This window comes from Amycolatopsis sp. FU40 (assembly GCF_021903635.1).
Lineage (GTDB): Bacteria > Actinomycetota > Actinomycetes > Mycobacteriales > Pseudonocardiaceae > Amycolatopsis > Amycolatopsis dendrobii.
Genome location: NZ_CP091381.1, coordinates 1,184,931 through 1,202,300, shown reverse-complemented (window position 1 = coordinate 1,202,300; position 17,370 = coordinate 1,184,931). Strand labels below are relative to the sequence as shown.

The 17,370-nt window shown below is 70.3% G+C and carries 10 protein-coding genes; 5 read left to right on the top strand and 5 right to left on the bottom strand.

The features are described from left to right. The first annotated feature begins 167 nt into the window (after positions 1-167). Positions 168-3,434, top strand: a complete 3,267-nt coding sequence (locus L3Q65_RS06770; RefSeq protein ID WP_237599086.1) for a GH92 family glycosyl hydrolase — start codon at positions 168-170, stop codon at positions 3,432-3,434. A gap of 75 nt (positions 3,435-3,509) precedes the next feature. On the opposite strand, the gene L3Q65_RS06765 is transcribed toward L3Q65_RS06770, so the two are convergent. Then, positions 3,510-5,525: a glycosyltransferase gene (locus tag L3Q65_RS06765; RefSeq protein ID WP_237599085.1), complete on the bottom strand. Its 2,016-nt coding sequence runs from the start codon at positions 5,523-5,525 to the stop codon at positions 3,510-3,512. Then, entirely contained in the window at positions 5,522-6,154 is a 633-nt protein-coding gene (locus tag L3Q65_RS06760) for a DUF998 domain-containing protein (RefSeq protein WP_237599083.1), read from the bottom strand. Before L3Q65_RS06760 ends, L3Q65_RS06765 begins: the two co-directional genes overlap by 4 nt. Positions 6,155-6,560: 406 nt before the next feature. Between L3Q65_RS06760 and L3Q65_RS06755 the strand changes: the two genes are divergently transcribed. After that, the gene (locus L3Q65_RS06755; RefSeq protein ID WP_182891834.1) at positions 6,561-7,127 is read left to right on the top strand and encodes an OmpA family protein; all 567 of its coding nucleotides are present in this window, start codon (positions 6,561-6,563) and stop codon (positions 7,125-7,127) included. After that, positions 7,124-8,296, top strand: a complete 1,173-nt coding sequence (locus L3Q65_RS06750; protein WP_182891835.1) for a polysaccharide pyruvyl transferase family protein — start codon at positions 7,124-7,126, stop codon at positions 8,294-8,296. Before L3Q65_RS06755 ends, L3Q65_RS06750 begins: the two co-directional genes overlap by 4 nt. Here L3Q65_RS06750 and L3Q65_RS06745 read toward each other — a convergent pair. Then, entirely contained in the window at positions 8,289-9,605 is a 1,317-nt protein-coding gene (locus L3Q65_RS06745) for an MFS transporter (protein WP_237599082.1), read from the bottom strand. The two genes, L3Q65_RS06750 and L3Q65_RS06745, sit on opposite strands and share 8 nt — an antisense overlap. A 430-nt stretch (positions 9,606-10,035) precedes the next feature. Next, entirely contained in the window at positions 10,036-10,776 is a 741-nt protein-coding gene (locus L3Q65_RS06740; RefSeq protein ID WP_182891837.1) for an IclR family transcriptional regulator, read from the bottom strand. 127 nt (positions 10,777-10,903) lie between these two features. On the opposite strand from L3Q65_RS06740, the gene L3Q65_RS06735 reads away from it, so the two are divergent. Together L3Q65_RS06735 and L3Q65_RS06730 are read left to right on the top strand one after the other, a co-directional pair. Beyond that, positions 10,904-12,085 carry an acyl-CoA dehydrogenase family protein gene (locus L3Q65_RS06735; protein ID WP_220507309.1) on the top strand — a complete coding sequence of 394 codons (1,182 nt, stop codon included), beginning with the start codon at positions 10,904-10,906 and terminating at the stop codon, positions 12,083-12,085. Beyond that, entirely contained in the window at positions 12,085-13,269 is a 1,185-nt protein-coding gene (locus tag L3Q65_RS06730; protein WP_237599081.1) for a CaiB/BaiF CoA-transferase family protein, read from the top strand. Before L3Q65_RS06735 ends, L3Q65_RS06730 begins: the two co-directional genes overlap by 1 nt. Before the next feature lie 53 nt (positions 13,270-13,322). On the opposite strand, the gene L3Q65_RS06725 is transcribed toward L3Q65_RS06730, so the two are convergent. Further along, positions 13,323-17,207 (bottom strand): Pls/PosA family non-ribosomal peptide synthetase, encoded by a 3,885-nt coding sequence (locus L3Q65_RS06725; protein WP_237599080.1) that lies wholly within the window; start codon positions 17,205-17,207, stop codon positions 13,323-13,325. Positions 17,208-17,370: the final 163 nt, after the last annotated feature.

Genomic DNA, 17,370 nt, shown 5'->3' with positions numbered 1-17,370 from the left:
CACCGGCGGGGCCGGGCGGCCGCACAGCGGCTGCCGAGAGCCGGACGGAAGCTGTCCGGTTGTCGGTCTTCTCAAAGCCGCGGCGGGATGACAAGCTGCTCACCAGCCGGTCGTCTCCGCACCGGCTCGCATGATGACAACGTTGTCAGCCTGGAGGTAGCGCGTCCATGTGGTCGCAGAAGAGACGGGTGACCGCGATCGCGGCGGCGGGCTTCGCGGTCGCCGGGCTGGTGTCCGGCACGACCGGGACCGCTAGCGCAGCGGCCGCGGATCCGGTGTCGCTGGTCAATCCGTTCGTCGGCACGCAGAACTTCGGCAACACCTTCCCCGGTGCCAGCGCGCCCTTCGGCATGGTGCAGGTCAGCCCCGACACCGGCGGTCAAGGCGGCTACGACTACCAGCAGAACTCGATCTACGGCTTCAGCCAAACCCACCTCTCCGGCGTCGGCTGCGGCGTGATGGGCGAACTGCCGGTCATGCCGACCACGGGGGCCGTCGATTCCGTCGACAAGAACGCCTACAAATCCGAGTACAGCCACGACGACGAGAAGGCCGAACCCGGCTACTACCGCGTCGGGCTGAAGAAGTACGGCGTCGACGCCGAACTGACCGCCACCCCGCGCACCGGCTGGCAGCGCTACACCTTCCCCTCGACCGGCCAGGCCAACGTCCTGTTCAACACCGGCCAGGCGAACCAGTCGGTGAAGGATTCCGAGATCCACGTCGTCGGCGACCGGACCCTCGAGGGTCGCGTGCGCGCGGGCGGCTTCTGCGCCGGGCACGACGAGCACACCGTCTACTTCACCGCCACGTTCGACCGCCCCTTCGCCTCCTACGGCACCTGGCGCGGCACCACCCGCACCGCGGGCAGCCGCGACGCCGCGGGCACCGGCGGCAACGGCGCGTGGGTCAGCTTCGACGCGGCCGCTGACCACGATGTCGTCCTCAAGGTGGGGCTCTCCTACACCGGTCTCGCTGGGGCGCGCGCGAACCTCGCCGCGGAGACCAGCGACAGCTACGACTTCGACGCCACCCGCGCCGCGTTGCGCAAGCAGTGGGCGGACCGGCTCGGCGCGATCAAGATCAGCGGCGGCAGCACCGAACGCCAAACCGCCTTCTACACCTCGCTCTATCACGCGCAGCTGCACCCGAACCTGGCTGGCGACATCAGCGGCGACTACGCCGGTTTCGACGGCAAGGTCCACCGCGCCACCGGCTACACGCCGTACCAGAACTTCTCCCTCTGGGACACCTATCGCCCGCAGAACCAGCTGCTCGAAATGCTGGAACCGCAGGTAGCCCGGGACGTCGCGCTGTCGGTGGTGGCGATCGGCCGCGACGGCGGCTGGCTGCCGAGATGGGCGCTGGCGGGCAGCGAAACCAACATCATGACCGGCGACCCCGTGACGCCGTTCCTCGTCGAGGCCTGGTCGAAGGGCTTGCTGGCCGGCCACGAAAACGAGGCGTACGCGCTGCTCAAGAAGAACGCGACCAGCACACCACCCGCCGATTCGCCGTACAACGGACGCTCCGGCGTCAATTACTACAACGACCGCGGCTATATCCCGAGCGGCCTCGCCCTCGGCAAGGACTGCGCGGCCAAGGGCGGGGACAACGACTGCGAGCATCCGACGTCGGCGACCATGGAGTATTCCGCCGCCGACGCCGCGCTCGCGTTGATGGCCAAGGGTTTGGGCCACCAAGCCGACGCGCGCATGTTCGCCGATCGCGGCCAGTGGTACCGCAACGTCTGGAACGCCGCCGACAAGCAGTTCCGTCCGCGCACCACTGACGGAACCTGGCTCACGCCGTACAACCCGGTCGACGCCGACCACCAGTTCCACGAAGGCGGCGCCTACCAGTACCAATGGCTCGTCCCGCAGGATCCGGCCGGGCTCGCCGAGCTGATGGGCGGCACGCAGGCGACCGAAAAGCGGCTCGACTCCTTCTTCGCCTACGGCAACCTCCTCAAGGACCCGGCGGGCACCGCGCGCGAGGACTGGATCGCCAGCCCGTACGACTACTACGCCAAGGCCACCTACAACCCCAACAACGAACCCGATCTGCTTTCCCCGTACCTGTACAACTGGGTCGGCGCGCCTGCGAAGACCGCGACCGTCGTCCGCGCGGCGATGACGCTGTTCACCACCGGCCCGGACGGCATGACCGGCAACGACGACCTCGGCACGATGTCCGCGTGGTACGTCTTCTCCTCGCTCGGCCTCTACCCGACGATGAGCGGCGCGAATTTCCTCGCAGTGTCCAGTCCGCAGTTCGAATCGGCGACTGTCCGGATCGGACAGTACGAGGGTCGGCAAGGCGGCACGCTCACCGTCACCGCGCCGGGGGCGAGCGACGCGAACCGTTACGTGCAAAGCGTTTCGCTCAACGGCCGGGACGTACGGCAGACCTGGCTCGATTGGTCCGCGGTCGCGCACGGCGGCAAGCTCGATTATCAGGTCGGCGCGGCACCGTCGAGCTGGGGAACGCAGCCGGGCACGGAACCGCCGTCGGTGAACAAGGCGGCCGGCGACCAGCGCCGGCACGTGGACGCGGCGCTGCGGCCGAGTTCGGTAGTGCTGCCCCAGCAATCTTCAGCGCAGACTGTCCACTTGAACCTGGACGTGCTCGGCCAGAACCCGGGAGCGCAGCCGGTCTTCGTGACCTCGTCGGCACCGTCGGGGTGGCGAGTGCAGACCGACCAGTCGCAGCTGTTGTGGTCCTTCCGGCTGCCGACGCAGAAGACCGCACCGGTCACGGTGACCGTTCCAGCGAACACGCCAATCGGCACGTATTCAGTGCAGCTCAAGGCATCCGGTCCGGGAGCGAATACCGTCGCCCGCACCGCCAGCATCGAGGTCCGGGAACCGACAGTGTGCGCGACGACGTCCGGCACCCAGTGTGCGGTCGATCTCAGCCACGACCGCAACCACGACGGAACCGCGACTGTCGCAGCGTCGACCGAGGGCAACTTCGACGGCAGCGGCTGGAGTTATGACGCCGCTCTGATGCCTCAAGCCGGAACCTTCGTCCACAATGGAGTCGCCTACGCGGCACCGGATCCCGCTGGCACCGCGGCGAACTTCGTGGAAGCACGCGGGCAATCGCTGCTGCTGCCCGCCGGAAAGCACCAGGCGGTACAGCTGATCGGCTCCTCGCACAACGGCCCGGTGTCCACTTCGCTGACCGTGCACTACAGCGACGGATCCAGCACTGATCTCCCGGTGACGTTCGGCGACTGGGCCGGTTCGACGCCGTCCGGCACGACCGTCGTGCTCGACCTGCCGCACCGGATCAAGGCGGGCAGCGGGGTCGACGGTCCGCCGGTGCGGCTGTTCGGCATCGCCTCCGCCGTGGACGGCGCCAAGACCGTCCAGTCGGTGAGCCTGCCGGACGACCCGCGAGTCCAGCTCTACGCGATCACTCTCGCGTAGAGTCCGGCCGGGTTCGCCGGATCCCTCCCCTTCGTCCGGCGAACCCGGCCATCCCCCCTTGTTCCCCCAGAAGTCTCAGGCGGCCGCGGGCACTGCCGCGACCCGGCCCGTCGCCTCGGCGTAGCAGGCCTCGAACGCATCCAAAGTGGACTCCAGCGCGTGCCCGGCGATCATCTTGCCGCTCGCCGCCCCCATTCGCGCCAGCGTCGCCGGGTCCGCGACCACCGCATGCAGCCGCTCGGCCAGTTCCCCCACGTTGCCCGGCTCGAACAGCCAGCCGTTGTAGCCGGGACGGCACAGGTGAGGCAGCGCCATCGCGTCCGCGACCACCACCGGCTTCCCCGCCGCCATCGCCTCCATCGTCGCGAGGCTCTGCAATTCGGCGACGCCCGGCATGCAGAAGAGATCCGCGGCCGCGTAGGCGTCCAGCAAGTCCTCTTCGGACACGAACCCGCGGAACCGCACCCGGTCGGCGACCCCGAGTTCGCCGGCCAGCTTTTCCCAGTCCGCGCGGCAGGAACCGTCGCCGATGATCTCCGCACGCAGGCGAGGCACGAGCGCGACCGCACGCAACAGCTCGTCGACGCGCTTCTCTTCGTCGAGCCGTCCGACGAACAACACCGTCGGATCGTCCGACGTCCGCGAAACCGTGCGCAGCCGGTAGCGGTCGATGTCGATGCCGCACGACACCGGGACTGCCCGCTCCGGGAAACCGTTGTCGTGCAACAATTCCACCGCACGCGGCGTCGGCGCGGTAACCACGCGGGCCGTCGAGAACACGCGCGTCAGGTCGCGCCAGGCCCACCGCGAAGCCGCGCCGCGCAGCCATGTCGGCACTCGCACGTGGCCGAACAGGTTTTCCGGCATGAAGTGGTTCGTCGCCACCCCGGGAACGCCCATCGCGGCAGCGTGCTTCAGCACGTAGCGTCCGACCACGAAATGCGCCTGGACGTGCACAAGGTCGGGCTGCAACTCCTCCAGCAGCGCAGCGACGTCCTTGCTCACCTCCCAGGGCAGGCCGATCCGGAAGGTGCGGTGGAACGGGGTGCGGTGCGAACGGACGCGGTGCACCACGACGTCGCCGTCTCTTTCGGTGCGCGCCGGGCCTTCCGGATCGACGCTGATCACGTGGACCTCGTGGCCGCGGCCGGCGAGACCGGTGGACAGCCGGTACGCGAACTGCGCCGCGCCGTTGACGTCCGGTGGATAGGTCTCGGCGGCGACCACGATGCGCAATGCCCGGTCGTCGTTCACTGGGTGCTCCGATCTGGTGGAATGGACAGAAGAAGAACTGCCGCGGCTCAGCACGGCGACGCCGCCGACCGCCAGCACCGCCGCCGTCAGCGCGACCGCGGTCGCCGCGGCGTCGAGGTGGGTGGCTTCGCCGAGCACCCCGGCGCCGAGACCCACTGCGACCAGCGGGTCCACGACAGTGAGGCACGCGACGGCGAGGTGCGGCGGACCGCATCGGTAGGACAACTGCACGAGCCAGCCGCCGACCAGCAGCGCCGTCACCATCGCGGCGACGGACACCGCGGCGCCGAAGTCGACGGTCCCCTCGCGGATTTCGAGGGAAACCGCCCGCATCAATACCGAAACGAAGCCGTAGGCAGCGCCGCCGGCCGCGCCGAAACACAATCCGCGGACCGACGGACGCGAAGCGATCGCGCCGATCAGCGTCAGCAGCGCCACGCCCCCCAGCACCAGCAATGCCGCCCGCGTTTGCGCGTCGGCACCGACCTCGGTGCTCGTGGTGCTGCCCGCGGCGACGGTCACGAACGTCCCGACGCCGAGCATGGTGACCGCGACCGCGGGCAGATCCCGCCGCCGCCGGTCGAGAATCGCGGTGATCGCCACGGCGATGACCCCGACCGGCTGCACGACGGTCAGCGGAGCCATCCCCAGCGCGACCGCGTGCACGCCGGCCCCCGAACCGAGCAGGGCCAGCCCGCCGAGCCAGCGCGGCGCCCGGACCAGCCCGCCGATCCGCGGCCGGCCGGGCAGCGCGGTGACGACGCCGTGCTGCAGAAGTGCGCCGGTGGCAAAGAAAACCGCGCCGAGCACGGCGAGCGCGATGGCGAGGATCGTCATGCGGCCGCCTCGGTCCGGGCCATCGCGGCGACCGCGAAAAGCTGCGCGTAGAGCAGGGCGTACAGCACCCGCTCGAACAACCCCAGGAACTCGGGCACGGACTGCTCCAGCAACGGCGCGTGTGCCAGCAGAAACGCGAGCGAGGCGGCACCGGACGCCAGCGAAAGCCAGCGCACCGCCTTCGCCTCCGCCTTCGCCTCCGGCTGACGACGCGCCAGCAACCAGCCCGCCAGCGGCAGGCACACGAACATCGCCGCGCCGGCATACCGGTGCACCGCACCGGAAAACGACGTCTCCACGCCGGTCGGGTCAGTCGGGAAGAACGTCGCGATGACCAATCCGGCCGCCCACAACGCGATCAGCACCGACTCCGGGCTGCGTTTCGGCAACCCCTGTTCGAGCAGTGCGTGCCGGACCAGGAGCGAAGCGCCGGCCAGCCCGAGCGAAGCCGCCGCCAGCAGCACTGCCCCGCCGGGCGGGAAAACGTAGTCGCTGATGACATCGCGGACCGGGTCGATCGCGCCCGCCGCCACCAGGTGCAACAGGAGAATCGGCACCAGCGAAAAAGCCAACGCGCCGGCAGCGATCGCGGGCGCTGTCGCCTTGGCCTTCCGCGTTATGAGGGTCACATCGATCAGCATGCTGGCGGCTGTGACGGCCCGGCATCGGGGAACACCCTGAGATGCACCCCTGGAATCCGCGGCCGCCCCCGGGGTCTTCCGAAGCCGGATCGGATCGGACGCGCGCCTCCGGTTCGCCGCCGGCACAGCCGGGCAAATCGCCCTAACGTGAGGCGAATAGGACGTTATACAGCGACTGGCGCGCGCTGATCTTACTGTCCTTTGTGGACTTTCCGGGTCCCTCACCCGGGTGGATGTCAGTTTCGGCGGGCGAGGCCGCGAGCCGCCGCCCCCGCCCTGCTGACGGGGCGAAACCGCGCGGTGGCTCGGCGCGTTCGCCGGGCGCGCCCCGGTTGCCGCTGCTGTGGCCCCGTGTTCAGATCCCGGCGAACCCAGCCGAAGGAGCGCAATTCCCATGCAGAGGGCACTCGTCAAGGCGGTCGTCGGGGCCGCAGCCGTCGTCGCGCTGGTCAGCGCGTGCGGGTCGGGCGGATCGAACGACTCGTCCGGGTCCGGAGCGTCCGGGCAGAACACCGCCCAGTCCAGCGGAGCCGCACAGCCCAGCGGCGCCAACCAGTCCGGCGACGCCGGGCAGAACGGCGCTTCCGGCCAGAACGGAGCCCCCGGGCAGAACGGCGGCCCGGCCGCGCAGGCGGTCACCGCCGCGATCCAGCAGGCCTCGCAGGCCTCGCCGATCAAGTTCGAGCCGGAGAAGGCGGAGTTGACCGGCCAGGCCAAGGAAGGCCTCGCCGCGATCGCGAAAGCCATGCAGGGCAACGATGTGAAGCTGAAGGTCGAAACCCACGCCGGCTACCCGGACGCGGACAAGGCGAAGAAGCTGTCCGAGGAGCGCGCGCAGGCGATCTCGACCGCGCTCGAGGGCGACGGCGTGGCCAAGGACCGCATCCAGGCCGAGCCGAGCGGCAGCGAGAAGGCACAAGGCGACCAGGCGTTGGACACGCAGCTCAGCGTCGCTTCGTGACTCGTGCCCCGTCCCCCCGCCGGCATTACCTGGTCGGGCCGAGCGGCTATCCGAACTTCGGCGACGAGCTGATCGCCGCCGCGTGGATCCGCCGCTTGGCCCGCACCGAACCGGACGCAGAAGTCTGGCTCGACACGCATTCGCCGGGTCCGGCGCAGCATTTGTTCGGCGACCTGCACCCGCGTTTGCGCTGTACGGACACTTTGTGGCGGCTGTGCGGCGAAGCGCCGTCGGACGATCCGTGGGAAGTCGCGTCCTGGGTGCGATCCGCGGTGCACGACCCCGGTCGTGCACCGCGCTGGGACGCGGGGATCGAATTGCTCGGCGGGCTCGATGTCGTGCATTTGATCGGCGGCGGCTACGTCAACGCACTGTGGCCCCGGCACCTCGGACTGGTCGCCGGGGCCGCAGCGGCCGCGCAGCGTTCCGGAGCCCGCTCCGCGATGACCGGGCAGGGCTTCGTCCCCTGCCCGCCGGGCGCCGCCGTACTGTTGCGCGCGCTTGCTGAGCGATTCGACGTCGTCGACGTCCGCGACGATCCGTCCGCCGAACTCCTGCACGGTGTCGCAGGCGTCGAGCGGTCTTGCGACGACGTCTTCCTCGACCCGCATCCGCCGACAACGCCCACGACACGCGAGTTCGTCCTGTGCGTGCAGTCGGACATCGGCGCCGAGCGACCGTCCGCACTCGCCGCGCAGGTGCTCGACCTCGTGCGCGCGTGGCGGTTGCCGCCGGGCGAACTCGCTGTGGTGGAAGGGATTCCTCGCGTCGACCGCGAGGTTTTCGCGTTGCTGGAACACGAACTGCCCGGCGCGGAATTCCACCCGTTCCGCGACGTGTGGCAGCGCGGTCTCCCGCTCGCGCCGGGACAGACCTGGCTCTCCAGCCGCTTCCACCTGCACCTGGTCGCCGCCGCCGCGGGCGCGACCGGGGTGGCGATCGACGTTTCGCCCGAGTACTACACCACGAAACACCGAAGCCTGATCGAACTCGGTTCCGGATGGACACTCGTGGCCGCCGGTGCCGAGAAACCGCCGGAACGCCCTTCCGGCAACGGTTTCCCGGCGCACGTCCTGCATCACTGCGCGAATCTGAAACGGTCGGTCGCCGAAGCCGTGTACGGCCCGGAACTGCCCAAGACCCGCACCCGGTGGCCGCGGCTCAGTTGAGCGCGTTGCGGCTTTGATCGGCGAGCGCACCGAGCCCGATGCACAACGCGCCCGCGACGAACAGCAGCGAGACACCCCAGGTCGCGTGCGTCGCGGAGGCTTCCACGATCGCCAGCGCGGCCAGCGGAGCGAGCCCGCCGGAGACCGCTCCCCCGACTTCGCGGCCGGTGCCGAGGCCGGTCGAGCGGACCTCCGCCGGGAACTGCTTGGCCAGGAACGCTCCTTGCGCCGACAGCATCGCCGGAACCACGATGCCGGTCGCCAGCACGAGGCCCAGCCAGATGAACCAGCTGGTGCCGGTGTCGAGCAGCCAGAAGAACGGAAAGGCCAGCAATCCCGTCGCGACCGCACCCGCGACCACGACCTTCTTCGCGCCGATCCGGTCGCTGATCCAGCCCGCGATCGGCACCGTCACGATCGCCGTCCCGCTCGCGATGCTGATCCCCAGCGCGCCGATATTCGCCGGTACACCGCGGAAATTCGTCAGGTAAGCGAGCGAGAACGTCTTGAACACATAGCTGACGCCGTTGTAGCCGATGGTGATCACCATGACCACCGCGAGCGCGCGCCAGTCGCTGCGGAACAGCTTCACCAGCGGCCGGTTCGCCCAGCCGCGCGGCCGGTTTTTCCTGCTGCGCACCAGGTTCTCGAATTCCGGCGTTTCCGGGACCCGGCGGCGCACCCACAGTCCGACGCCGACGAGCAGGAAGCTGGCCAGGAACGGGATCCGCCAGCCGAAACCGTGCAGGAACTCTTTGTCCAAAGTGGTCAGTCCGGCGACGGCGAGCGAGGAGACGAGCAAGCCGACGTTCACGCCCAGCGCGGGCCACGAACCCTGCCGCCCGCGTTTGCGCGGGTCAGCGTGCTCGTAGGCGACCGCGATCGCGCCGCCGAACTCCGCCCCGGCGCCGAGTCCTTGCAACAGCCGCAGCACCACGAGCAGCACCGGCGAGAGAAGCCCGGCACTCGCGTAACTCGGCAGCAAGCCAATGCCCGCCGAGGAAACGCCCATCAGCACGAATGTCCACGACAGCACCTTCTTGCGGCCGATCCGGTCGCCGAGCGCGCCGAACACGATGCCGCCGATCGGCCGGGCCAGGAAGCCGACCGCGAAGGTCGCGACCGAGGCCATGGTCGCGGCCGCGTCGTTGCCCGGCGGGAAGAAGACGTGGCCGAACACCAGCGCGGCCATCGACGCGTAGAGGTAGAAATCGAACCACTCGAGCGCGGAGCCGACGACCACCGCCACCCCGACTCCGCGCGGGGCTTTCCGGGTCGTTCCGACGCTGTCGTCCACAACACTGGGCATGGTCCTGCTCTCCGGAACTGGGGCACAGGCGAGCGGAAGCCAGCCGGCGCGCGCCGTTGCGTGCGTATTTGGGAACGCTTGATGCGTATATCCGGATGCTAAGAGACCGCGAACACACCGGTCAAGGGTCTTCGGGAATTCGGGCTCAGCCCTGCCGCGCGGCTTCCCACCGCTTCACGACGGCCGCCGTGACGCAGCTGAGGAGTCGCCGGATCTCCTGCGGACGTCCGGGAATCCGCGCGGCCGGGCCCGCGACCGCGATCGGCGACCGCACGGGCCCGCGGGAACTCCGGCTCAATCCCGGCGTGCGGCCACCCGGCGCCTCACGACCACCGCCGCGACGTCACCGATCACCAACGAACGCTCGGAAACCACGCGGTCGAACCCGAGATCACGACCAACAACCACACGAGCCTCCAGGAACTCCGGCTCAGCCCTGCCGCGCGGCTTCCCACCGCTTCACGACCGCCGCCGTGATGCCGGCCAGCGCCTCCCCGATCTCCGGCAGCCGTCCGGAAATCCGCGTGGTCGGGCCCGCGACCGCGATGGCCGCGACGACCTCTCCGTCGACCAGGATCGGCCGCGCCGCCGCGCTCACGTCGGGCAGGGTTTCGCCGCGGTTGAGCGCGACACCCTCGGCGCGGACGGTGTCGAGTTCGTTCATCGCGGCCTGCACGCGCTCGGCGTCCGGGAGCACCGACTTCAGGTACGCCTCGCGCCGGCGAGCCGACCAGTACGCGAGGAAAATCTTGCCCGCGCTCGGCGGGTACAGCGGCCGCCGGGTGCGCAGCGGCGCCGAGTAGCGGATCGGCTGCTCGGACTCGACCGCGTCCACGTAGATCAGCGAATCCCCGACCGCGGCGCCGAGCATCACCGTCTCGCCGAACCGGCGGCGGAGCTCCTCCAGGGCGGGCCGGGCGGCGGTCGCGATGCCGGGCAGGCCGCCGGTGAGCAGGTTCCCCAGCGCCGGGCCGAGCCGGTAGGCTCCGTCGGCCTCGACCAGGTAGCCGGTCGACACCAAGCCTTTGACCAGGCCGAACACCGAGGATTTCGGCGCGTCGAGGGCGACTGACAGCTCGTGCAGCCGCATCCCGGGCTGCCGCGCGACGCACTCGAGGATGCTCGTGACGCGGCCGACCGTCCGGTGGGCCTTGGCCGTCGATTCGGTCATGGCAGCCTCCCCTGCGTTCGTACATACGAACCCTATCGCGGCAACCACCCGCCGCGGCGCTTGACCCGAGCCGCGCGTCGCCTTACGTTGGACGTATATCCGAACTTCGCGTTCTCATATACGCACGATGGAGAGCAGCACTGTGGACTTCCAGCTGAGCCAAGACCAGGAGGACATCCGGCGCGCCGTGCGCGAGCTGGCCGCCCGGTTCCCCGACGAATACTGGGCCGAACGCGACGAACGGGCCGAGTTCCCGCGCGAGTTCTACGACGCGTTCGCCACCGCGGGCTGGCTCGGCATGGCGATCCCGGAACAGTACGGCGGCGGCGGGCTCGGCATCCTCGAAGCCGCGCTGCTGCTGGAAGAAGTGGCCGCGTCCGGGGCCGGGATGAACGGGTGCAGCACGATGCACCTGACGATCTTCGGGCTGAACACCATCGTCAAGCACGGCAGCGAAGAAATGCGCCAGGAGATCCTGCCCGGCGCGGTCGACGGTTCGCTGCACGTCTGCTTCGGCGTGACCGAACCGGACGCGGGCACCGACACCACGCGCATCTCCACCTTCGCGCGTCGCGACGGCGATTCCTACGTCGTGCACGGCCGGAAGGTCTGGATCACGAAGGCCGGCCAGTCGCAGAAGATGGTGCTGATCGCCCGCACCACGCCGCGCGAAGAGGTGGAGAAGCCGACCGACGGCATGTCCCTGTTCGTGGTGGACATCGAGTCCGACGCGGTGCAGCTGCGCGCGATCCCGAAGCTCGGCCGCAACGCGGTGTCGTCCTACGAGGTGCTGATCGACGGCCTGCGGGTGCCGGAATCGGCGCGCGTCGGCGAGGAGGGCAAGGGCTTCCGGTACCTGCTCGACGGGCTCAACCCGGAACGCATCCTGCTCGCGCACGAGGCGCTCGGCATCGGCCGGGCCGCCCTGCGCCGCGCGGTCCGCTACGCCGGGGAACGGCAGGTGTTCGGCCGTCCGATCGGGCAGAACCAGGGGCTGGCGTTCCCGCTGGCCGAGGCCGCGACCCGGCTCGACGCGGCGGAGCTGATGGCGCGCAACGCCGCCTGGCGCTACGACAACGGCCTGCCGGCGGGCAAGGAGGCGAACATGGCGAAATGGCTGTGCGCGGACGCCGGGTTCCAAGCCGCCGACCAGGCGATCCAGACCCACGGCGGAATGGGCTACGCGCGGGAGTACCACGTCGAGCGCTATTTCCGGGAGGCGCGGCTGCTGCGGCTCGCGCCGATCAGCCAGGAAATGGTGCTGAACTACGTGTCCCAGCACGTGCTCGGGCTGCCGAGGTCCTACTGATGGGCGCGCTCGACGGGCTGCGGGTGCTGGACCTGTCGCGGGTGCTGGCCGGGCCGTACTGCACGCAGATGCTGGCCGACCACGGCGCCGAGGTGATCAAGGTCGAATCGCCCGCCGGGGACGAGACGCGGGGCTGGGGTCCGCCGTTCCTGTCCGAAGGGACCAGCGCGTACTACGCGAACCTCAACCGGGGCAAGAAGAACATCGTGCTCGATCTGTCCGGTCCGGACGGTCGTTGCCTGCTCGGCACCCTGCTCGCGGGCGCGGACGTCGTGGTGGAGAACTTCAAGGCGGGCACGCTCGCGCGCTGGGGCTGGCCGGACGAGACGATCCGGGCGGAGTATCCGGCGCTGATCCATTGCCGCATCACCGGGTTCGGCGCCGACGGACCGCTCGGCGGGCTGCCCGGGTACGACGCGGTGTTGCAGGCGTACGGCGGGCTGATGAGCGTGAACGGCGAGGCTGACGGGCCGCCGCTGCGGATCGGCGTGCCAGTGGTCGACGTGGTGACCGGGGTGCTCGGGTTCTCCGGGATCCTGCTGGCGCTGCACGAGCGGGCGCGGTCCGGGCTCGGGCAGCTGGTGGATTGTTCGTTGCTGGACACCGTGATCAGCTTGCTGCATCCGCATTCCGCGGCTTGGCTCGCCGATGGTGCGGTGCCGCGGCGAACTGGTTCGGCGCATCCGTCGATCGCGCCGTATGAGACCTTTTCGACGGCGGACGGGCCTTTCTTTGTCGGAGCGGGGAACAACCGGCAGTTCGCGGCGCTGGTCGACGTGCTCGGCGCGCCCGGGCTGGCTTCCGATCCGCGGTTTGCCTCCAATGCCGACCGGGTCAGCAATGTGGGTGAGCTGCGGGCTGAGCTGAGTGTTCTGATCGGACAGTACAAGCGGGACTCATTGGCTGAGTTGTTGCTGGCTAAGGGAGTTCCGGCGTCTCCGGTGCACGATATCGCGGAGGCGATGAACGCTCCGCAGGTGCGGCACCGGGGAATGGTCGTCGAACGGGACGGGTATCGCGGGGTCGGGGTGCCGGTGAAGCTGGGGCGCACACCCGGTTGTGCGGCGGAATCGCCTCGGCCGCCGGGGGCGGATACCCGGGAAGTGCTGGCGGCGGCGGGGTTGTCGCGCGAGGAGGTGGAGAGGGCGCTGGCGAAGGGGGTGGCATATGGCGGGCGCGCGTAGGTGGCTCGTGAGTGTTTATCCCGGTTAGAACCGGGATAAACACTCACGACCGCTCACCGCCAGGGCCGGACCGGCGTGCCCCGCCACCGAGTGCGCGGCGGGACCGTCTCCCCCGCCATCACCAGCGACCCCGACCCCACCGTCGCGCCGTCGGAAATCCCGCTGCCCGGCAGCTGGAACGCGCGCGGCCCGAGGGTCGCGCCGGAGCCGAGGCGGACCGGGTCCAGCCGCATGACGCGGTCGTGGAACAGGTGCGTTTGCAGCACGCAGCCGCGGTTCACCACAGCGTCGTCGCCGAGGTGGACGAGGTCCGTTTCCGGCAGCCAGTAGCTCTCGCACCAAACGCCGCGGCCGATGCGGGCGCCGAGGGTGCGCAGCCACCAGTTCAGCACCGGCGTGCCGAGGAACGAACCGGCGAACCACGGCACCGCGAGCGTCTCGACGAAGGTGTCGTAAAGCTCGTTCCGCCACACGAACGCGCTCCACAGTGGATGCCGCCCGGGGCGGAATCGGCCGACCAGCGTCCATTTCATCAGCGTCGTCAGCAACGCGGCGAAGAGACCAGCCGAGACGAACACCGCGGGCGCGAGGGCGGCGGCGATCCAGAAGCCGTCCGCGATGTCCACTCCGGTCAATACCGCGCTCACGGCGAGTGCGAGCAGGCCCGCGATCAGCAGCGGCGCGATCCGGCACGACTCGACCAACGCCCGGGCAAGCTTCAACCGGCGCGGCGGCGCGAAGGTGCGGGCGGGGTCGACGGTGTCGGCGGTCCGGCGCAGCTCCAACGCGGGTCGGCCAAGCCACGACGTGCCGTCGGGGACGTCTGCCGGGGTGTCGGACAGGACGCCGACCAGGGAGGCCGAGCCGAGCGTCCGATCCGGGCCGACGACTGCGGAGTTGCCCACGAAAGCGCGTTCCCCGACTTCGGAAACGCCCAGCCGGACCCAGCCGCGGTCCAATTCGTACGGTGCGGCGAGGACGTCGTCGGCGAGGAAAGCACCGTCTCGCACCCGAAGCAGCGACGGCAGGCTGAGCACAGTGGACAGTTCGACGCCACGGCCGATGCGGGCGCCCAGCAAGCGCATCCAGACCGGAGTCGCCAGTGCGGCGTAGAGCGGAAACAGCTGCCGCCGGGCGATTTCCAGCAGTTCGTGCACGAACCAGGCCGCCCAGCCCGCGCGGCTCAGCACCGGATAGACCCCTGGTCGCACGGCCAGGCCGGCCAGTCGCACGAGCAGGACGATCGTCAGGGCGTACACCGCGATTCCGGCGAGGACGAGCAACGGCGTCCACGGCAGGATCGCCAGTGCGGCGCCGCGCGGATCGTCCGCCGCCGGGATCAGCAGCAGGGCGACCACGATCAGCGGGATCGCGGACACGAACATGAACAACGATCGCAGCGTCCCGCCCAGCGCGAAGGCCAGCGAGTACCGCTTCGCCCGCGGTGCCGTGGCGGCCGGCCGGGACGGACGCTCTCCCGAAGGCCCGGCCGGCGAGCCGCCCCAGACCGCGCCGTCCGGTACGCGGGTGTCGAGCGTCGAGCCCGGGAGCAGCACCGATCCGGCTCCGAGGTCGGTGCCGGGCAGCAGCGTGCTGCGGCCGCCGACCCGGGCGCCGGCTCCGACCCGGACACGGCCGATCCGCAGCACCGGGCCGTCCAGCCACCATCCGGCCAGGTCCGCTTCAGGTTCGATCGCGCATCCGTCGCCGAAGTCGGCGAGACCGCTGGCTGGCGGCGGTGAATGCAGGTCGACGCCGCGACCGACCCGATTGCCGAGCAACCGGGCATACGGCGCGGCAAGCGGGGTTCCGGCGACTCCGGGCGGGCCGGTCACGGCAGCGAACCGTTCCGCCGTCCACAGTCGCATGTGGACCATGCCGCCGCGGCGGTAGTCCCCCGGCGCGAGCTTTCCGCGCAGCATCCGCACGCCGCCCGCGGCGAGCAGCATCCGCCCCGGCGGGCTCAGCAGCACCAGCCACGCGGGCACGAGGAGCCACCACGACATCCGCGGCAGCCACTGCAACGGCAGCACCAGCGAAACCAGCGAGCCGAGCAGCGACACCCACAGCAGCCACCGCATTCCGGACAGGGCCAGCAAAACCAGCTGCACCCCAGCCTGCCACCATCCGCTGCCGCGCACCGGAGCGACCGGCGGCTCCTCCACGGCGACAGTTTCGACCGGCGCTCCGGCGAGGCGTTTGTACAGTTCCCGCGGCGTCGGGCAGGAGTACACATCGGACACTGCCGCGCTCGGATACCGTTCGCGCAACACGGAAACGAGCCGTGCGGCGGTCACGCTCGAACCGCCGAGGTCGAAGAAGTCGTCGTCCGGCCCGGCCGCGGTTCCGAGATGTTCGCTCCACACCCGCACCAGCCACGCCAGCTTCGGATCGGACGGCACCGCCGGCGCGGCGGCCGGTTCCTCCAGCGGCCACGGCAACGCGTCGCGGTCGAGCTTGCCCGACGCGCGCACCGGCAGATCCGGCACCAACGCGAGCCGAGGCACCAGCGCCGCGGGCAACCGGTCGCGCAGAAGGCTGCGCGCCGCGGTGCGATCGAGGCTCTCGCCTTCCGGCACCACGTAGCCGACCAGCACCTGTGCGCCGCTGTCCGTGCGCCGCACGACCGTCGCGGCCGCGGCGACCCCGGGCACCGCACGCAGCGCGGCGTCGATCTCGCCCAGCTCGACGCGTCGTCCGCCGATCTTGACCTGACCGTCCGCGCGGCCGACGAACTCCAACCCCTCCGGCACCGCGCGCACCAGGTCGCCGCTGCGGTAAGCGCGGCTCCAGCCGAGACCCGGCAGCGGCACGAACTTCTGCGCGTCCTTCGCGGCGTCGAGGTACCGGGCGAGGCCGACGCCGCCGATCACCAGTTCGCCGCTCCGGCCCCAAGGCACCGGGATGCCCGCCGGGTCCTCCGGGTCGACGACCGCGAGTTCCCAGCCGTCGAGCGGCAGCCCGATCCGCACCGGTTCGCCCGCGCGCAGCCGTTGGGCACACGCGACGACAGTGGTTTCCGTTGGGCCGTATGTGTTCCAGATTTCCCGTTCGCCGTCGTCGAACCGCGTCACGACCTCCGGCGGGCACGCTTCGCCGCCGAGGATGAGCAGCCGGACGCTGGCCAGAGTGTCCACTGGCCACAGTGCGGCGAGCGTCGGCACCGTCGACACGACCGTGACGCCGCGCTCGACGAGCCACGGCCCGAGGTCGGCGCCCGCGCGGACGAGCGAGCGCGGTGCTGGGACCAGGCACGCGCCATGTCGCCACGCCAGCCACATTTCCTCGCACGACGCATCAAACGCGACGCTCAGCCCGGCCAGCACGCGATCGCCCGGGCCCAGCGGCCGCGCGGCGCAGAACAGCCGGGCTTCAGCGTCCACAAAGGCCGCGGCCGCGCGATGCGTGACCGCGACGCCCTTGGGTTTGCCGGTGGAGCCGGAGGTGAAGATGATCCACGCGTCGTCCTGCGGCTGCGGACGGACTCGCGGCCACTGCGGTCCGCGCGAGGGCGGCAATCCCGCATCGCTCAGGACCAGGCTTACTTGCGCCTCCGTCCACACTGTCTCGGCGCGATCGGCCGGATCGTCGGCGTCGACTGGAACATAGGCCGCACCGGTGGAGAGAACGGCGAGAATGCTGCGGTACAGCGATGCGGTGCCGGAGGTCATCCGGATGCCCACGCGGTCACCCGGCATGACCCCGGCGCCGCGGAGCCGTCCGGCGAGTTCTTCGACCTGCGCGGCGAAATCGCGGTACGTCGCGCGCTCGGTTCCGTCGTCCAGCGCGAGCGCGTCCGGGTGTTTGCGCACTGTTTCGGCGAAAATGTCGTAAAGCGTGCGCACGGCGGGCGCCGGGCCCGCCCGGTAAACCGCCGTCGCCTTTTCGGCGAGCCTCTCGGGCGCGACTGTGCGCACCCGATCCGCGTCCAGCGTCACAGGAAAACCTCTTTCCAGGAGAACAGGAGTCACGAAACCGGCCGGACGCCACTCAACAACGAGCGGCGTGAGGCCGGGCTGAAGCAGCAGCGCCGTTCCCGGACGCTGAAATCGGAACAAGAACAGATATCGGGCAATCCCCCAGCCACTGCTGTGCGGCTCG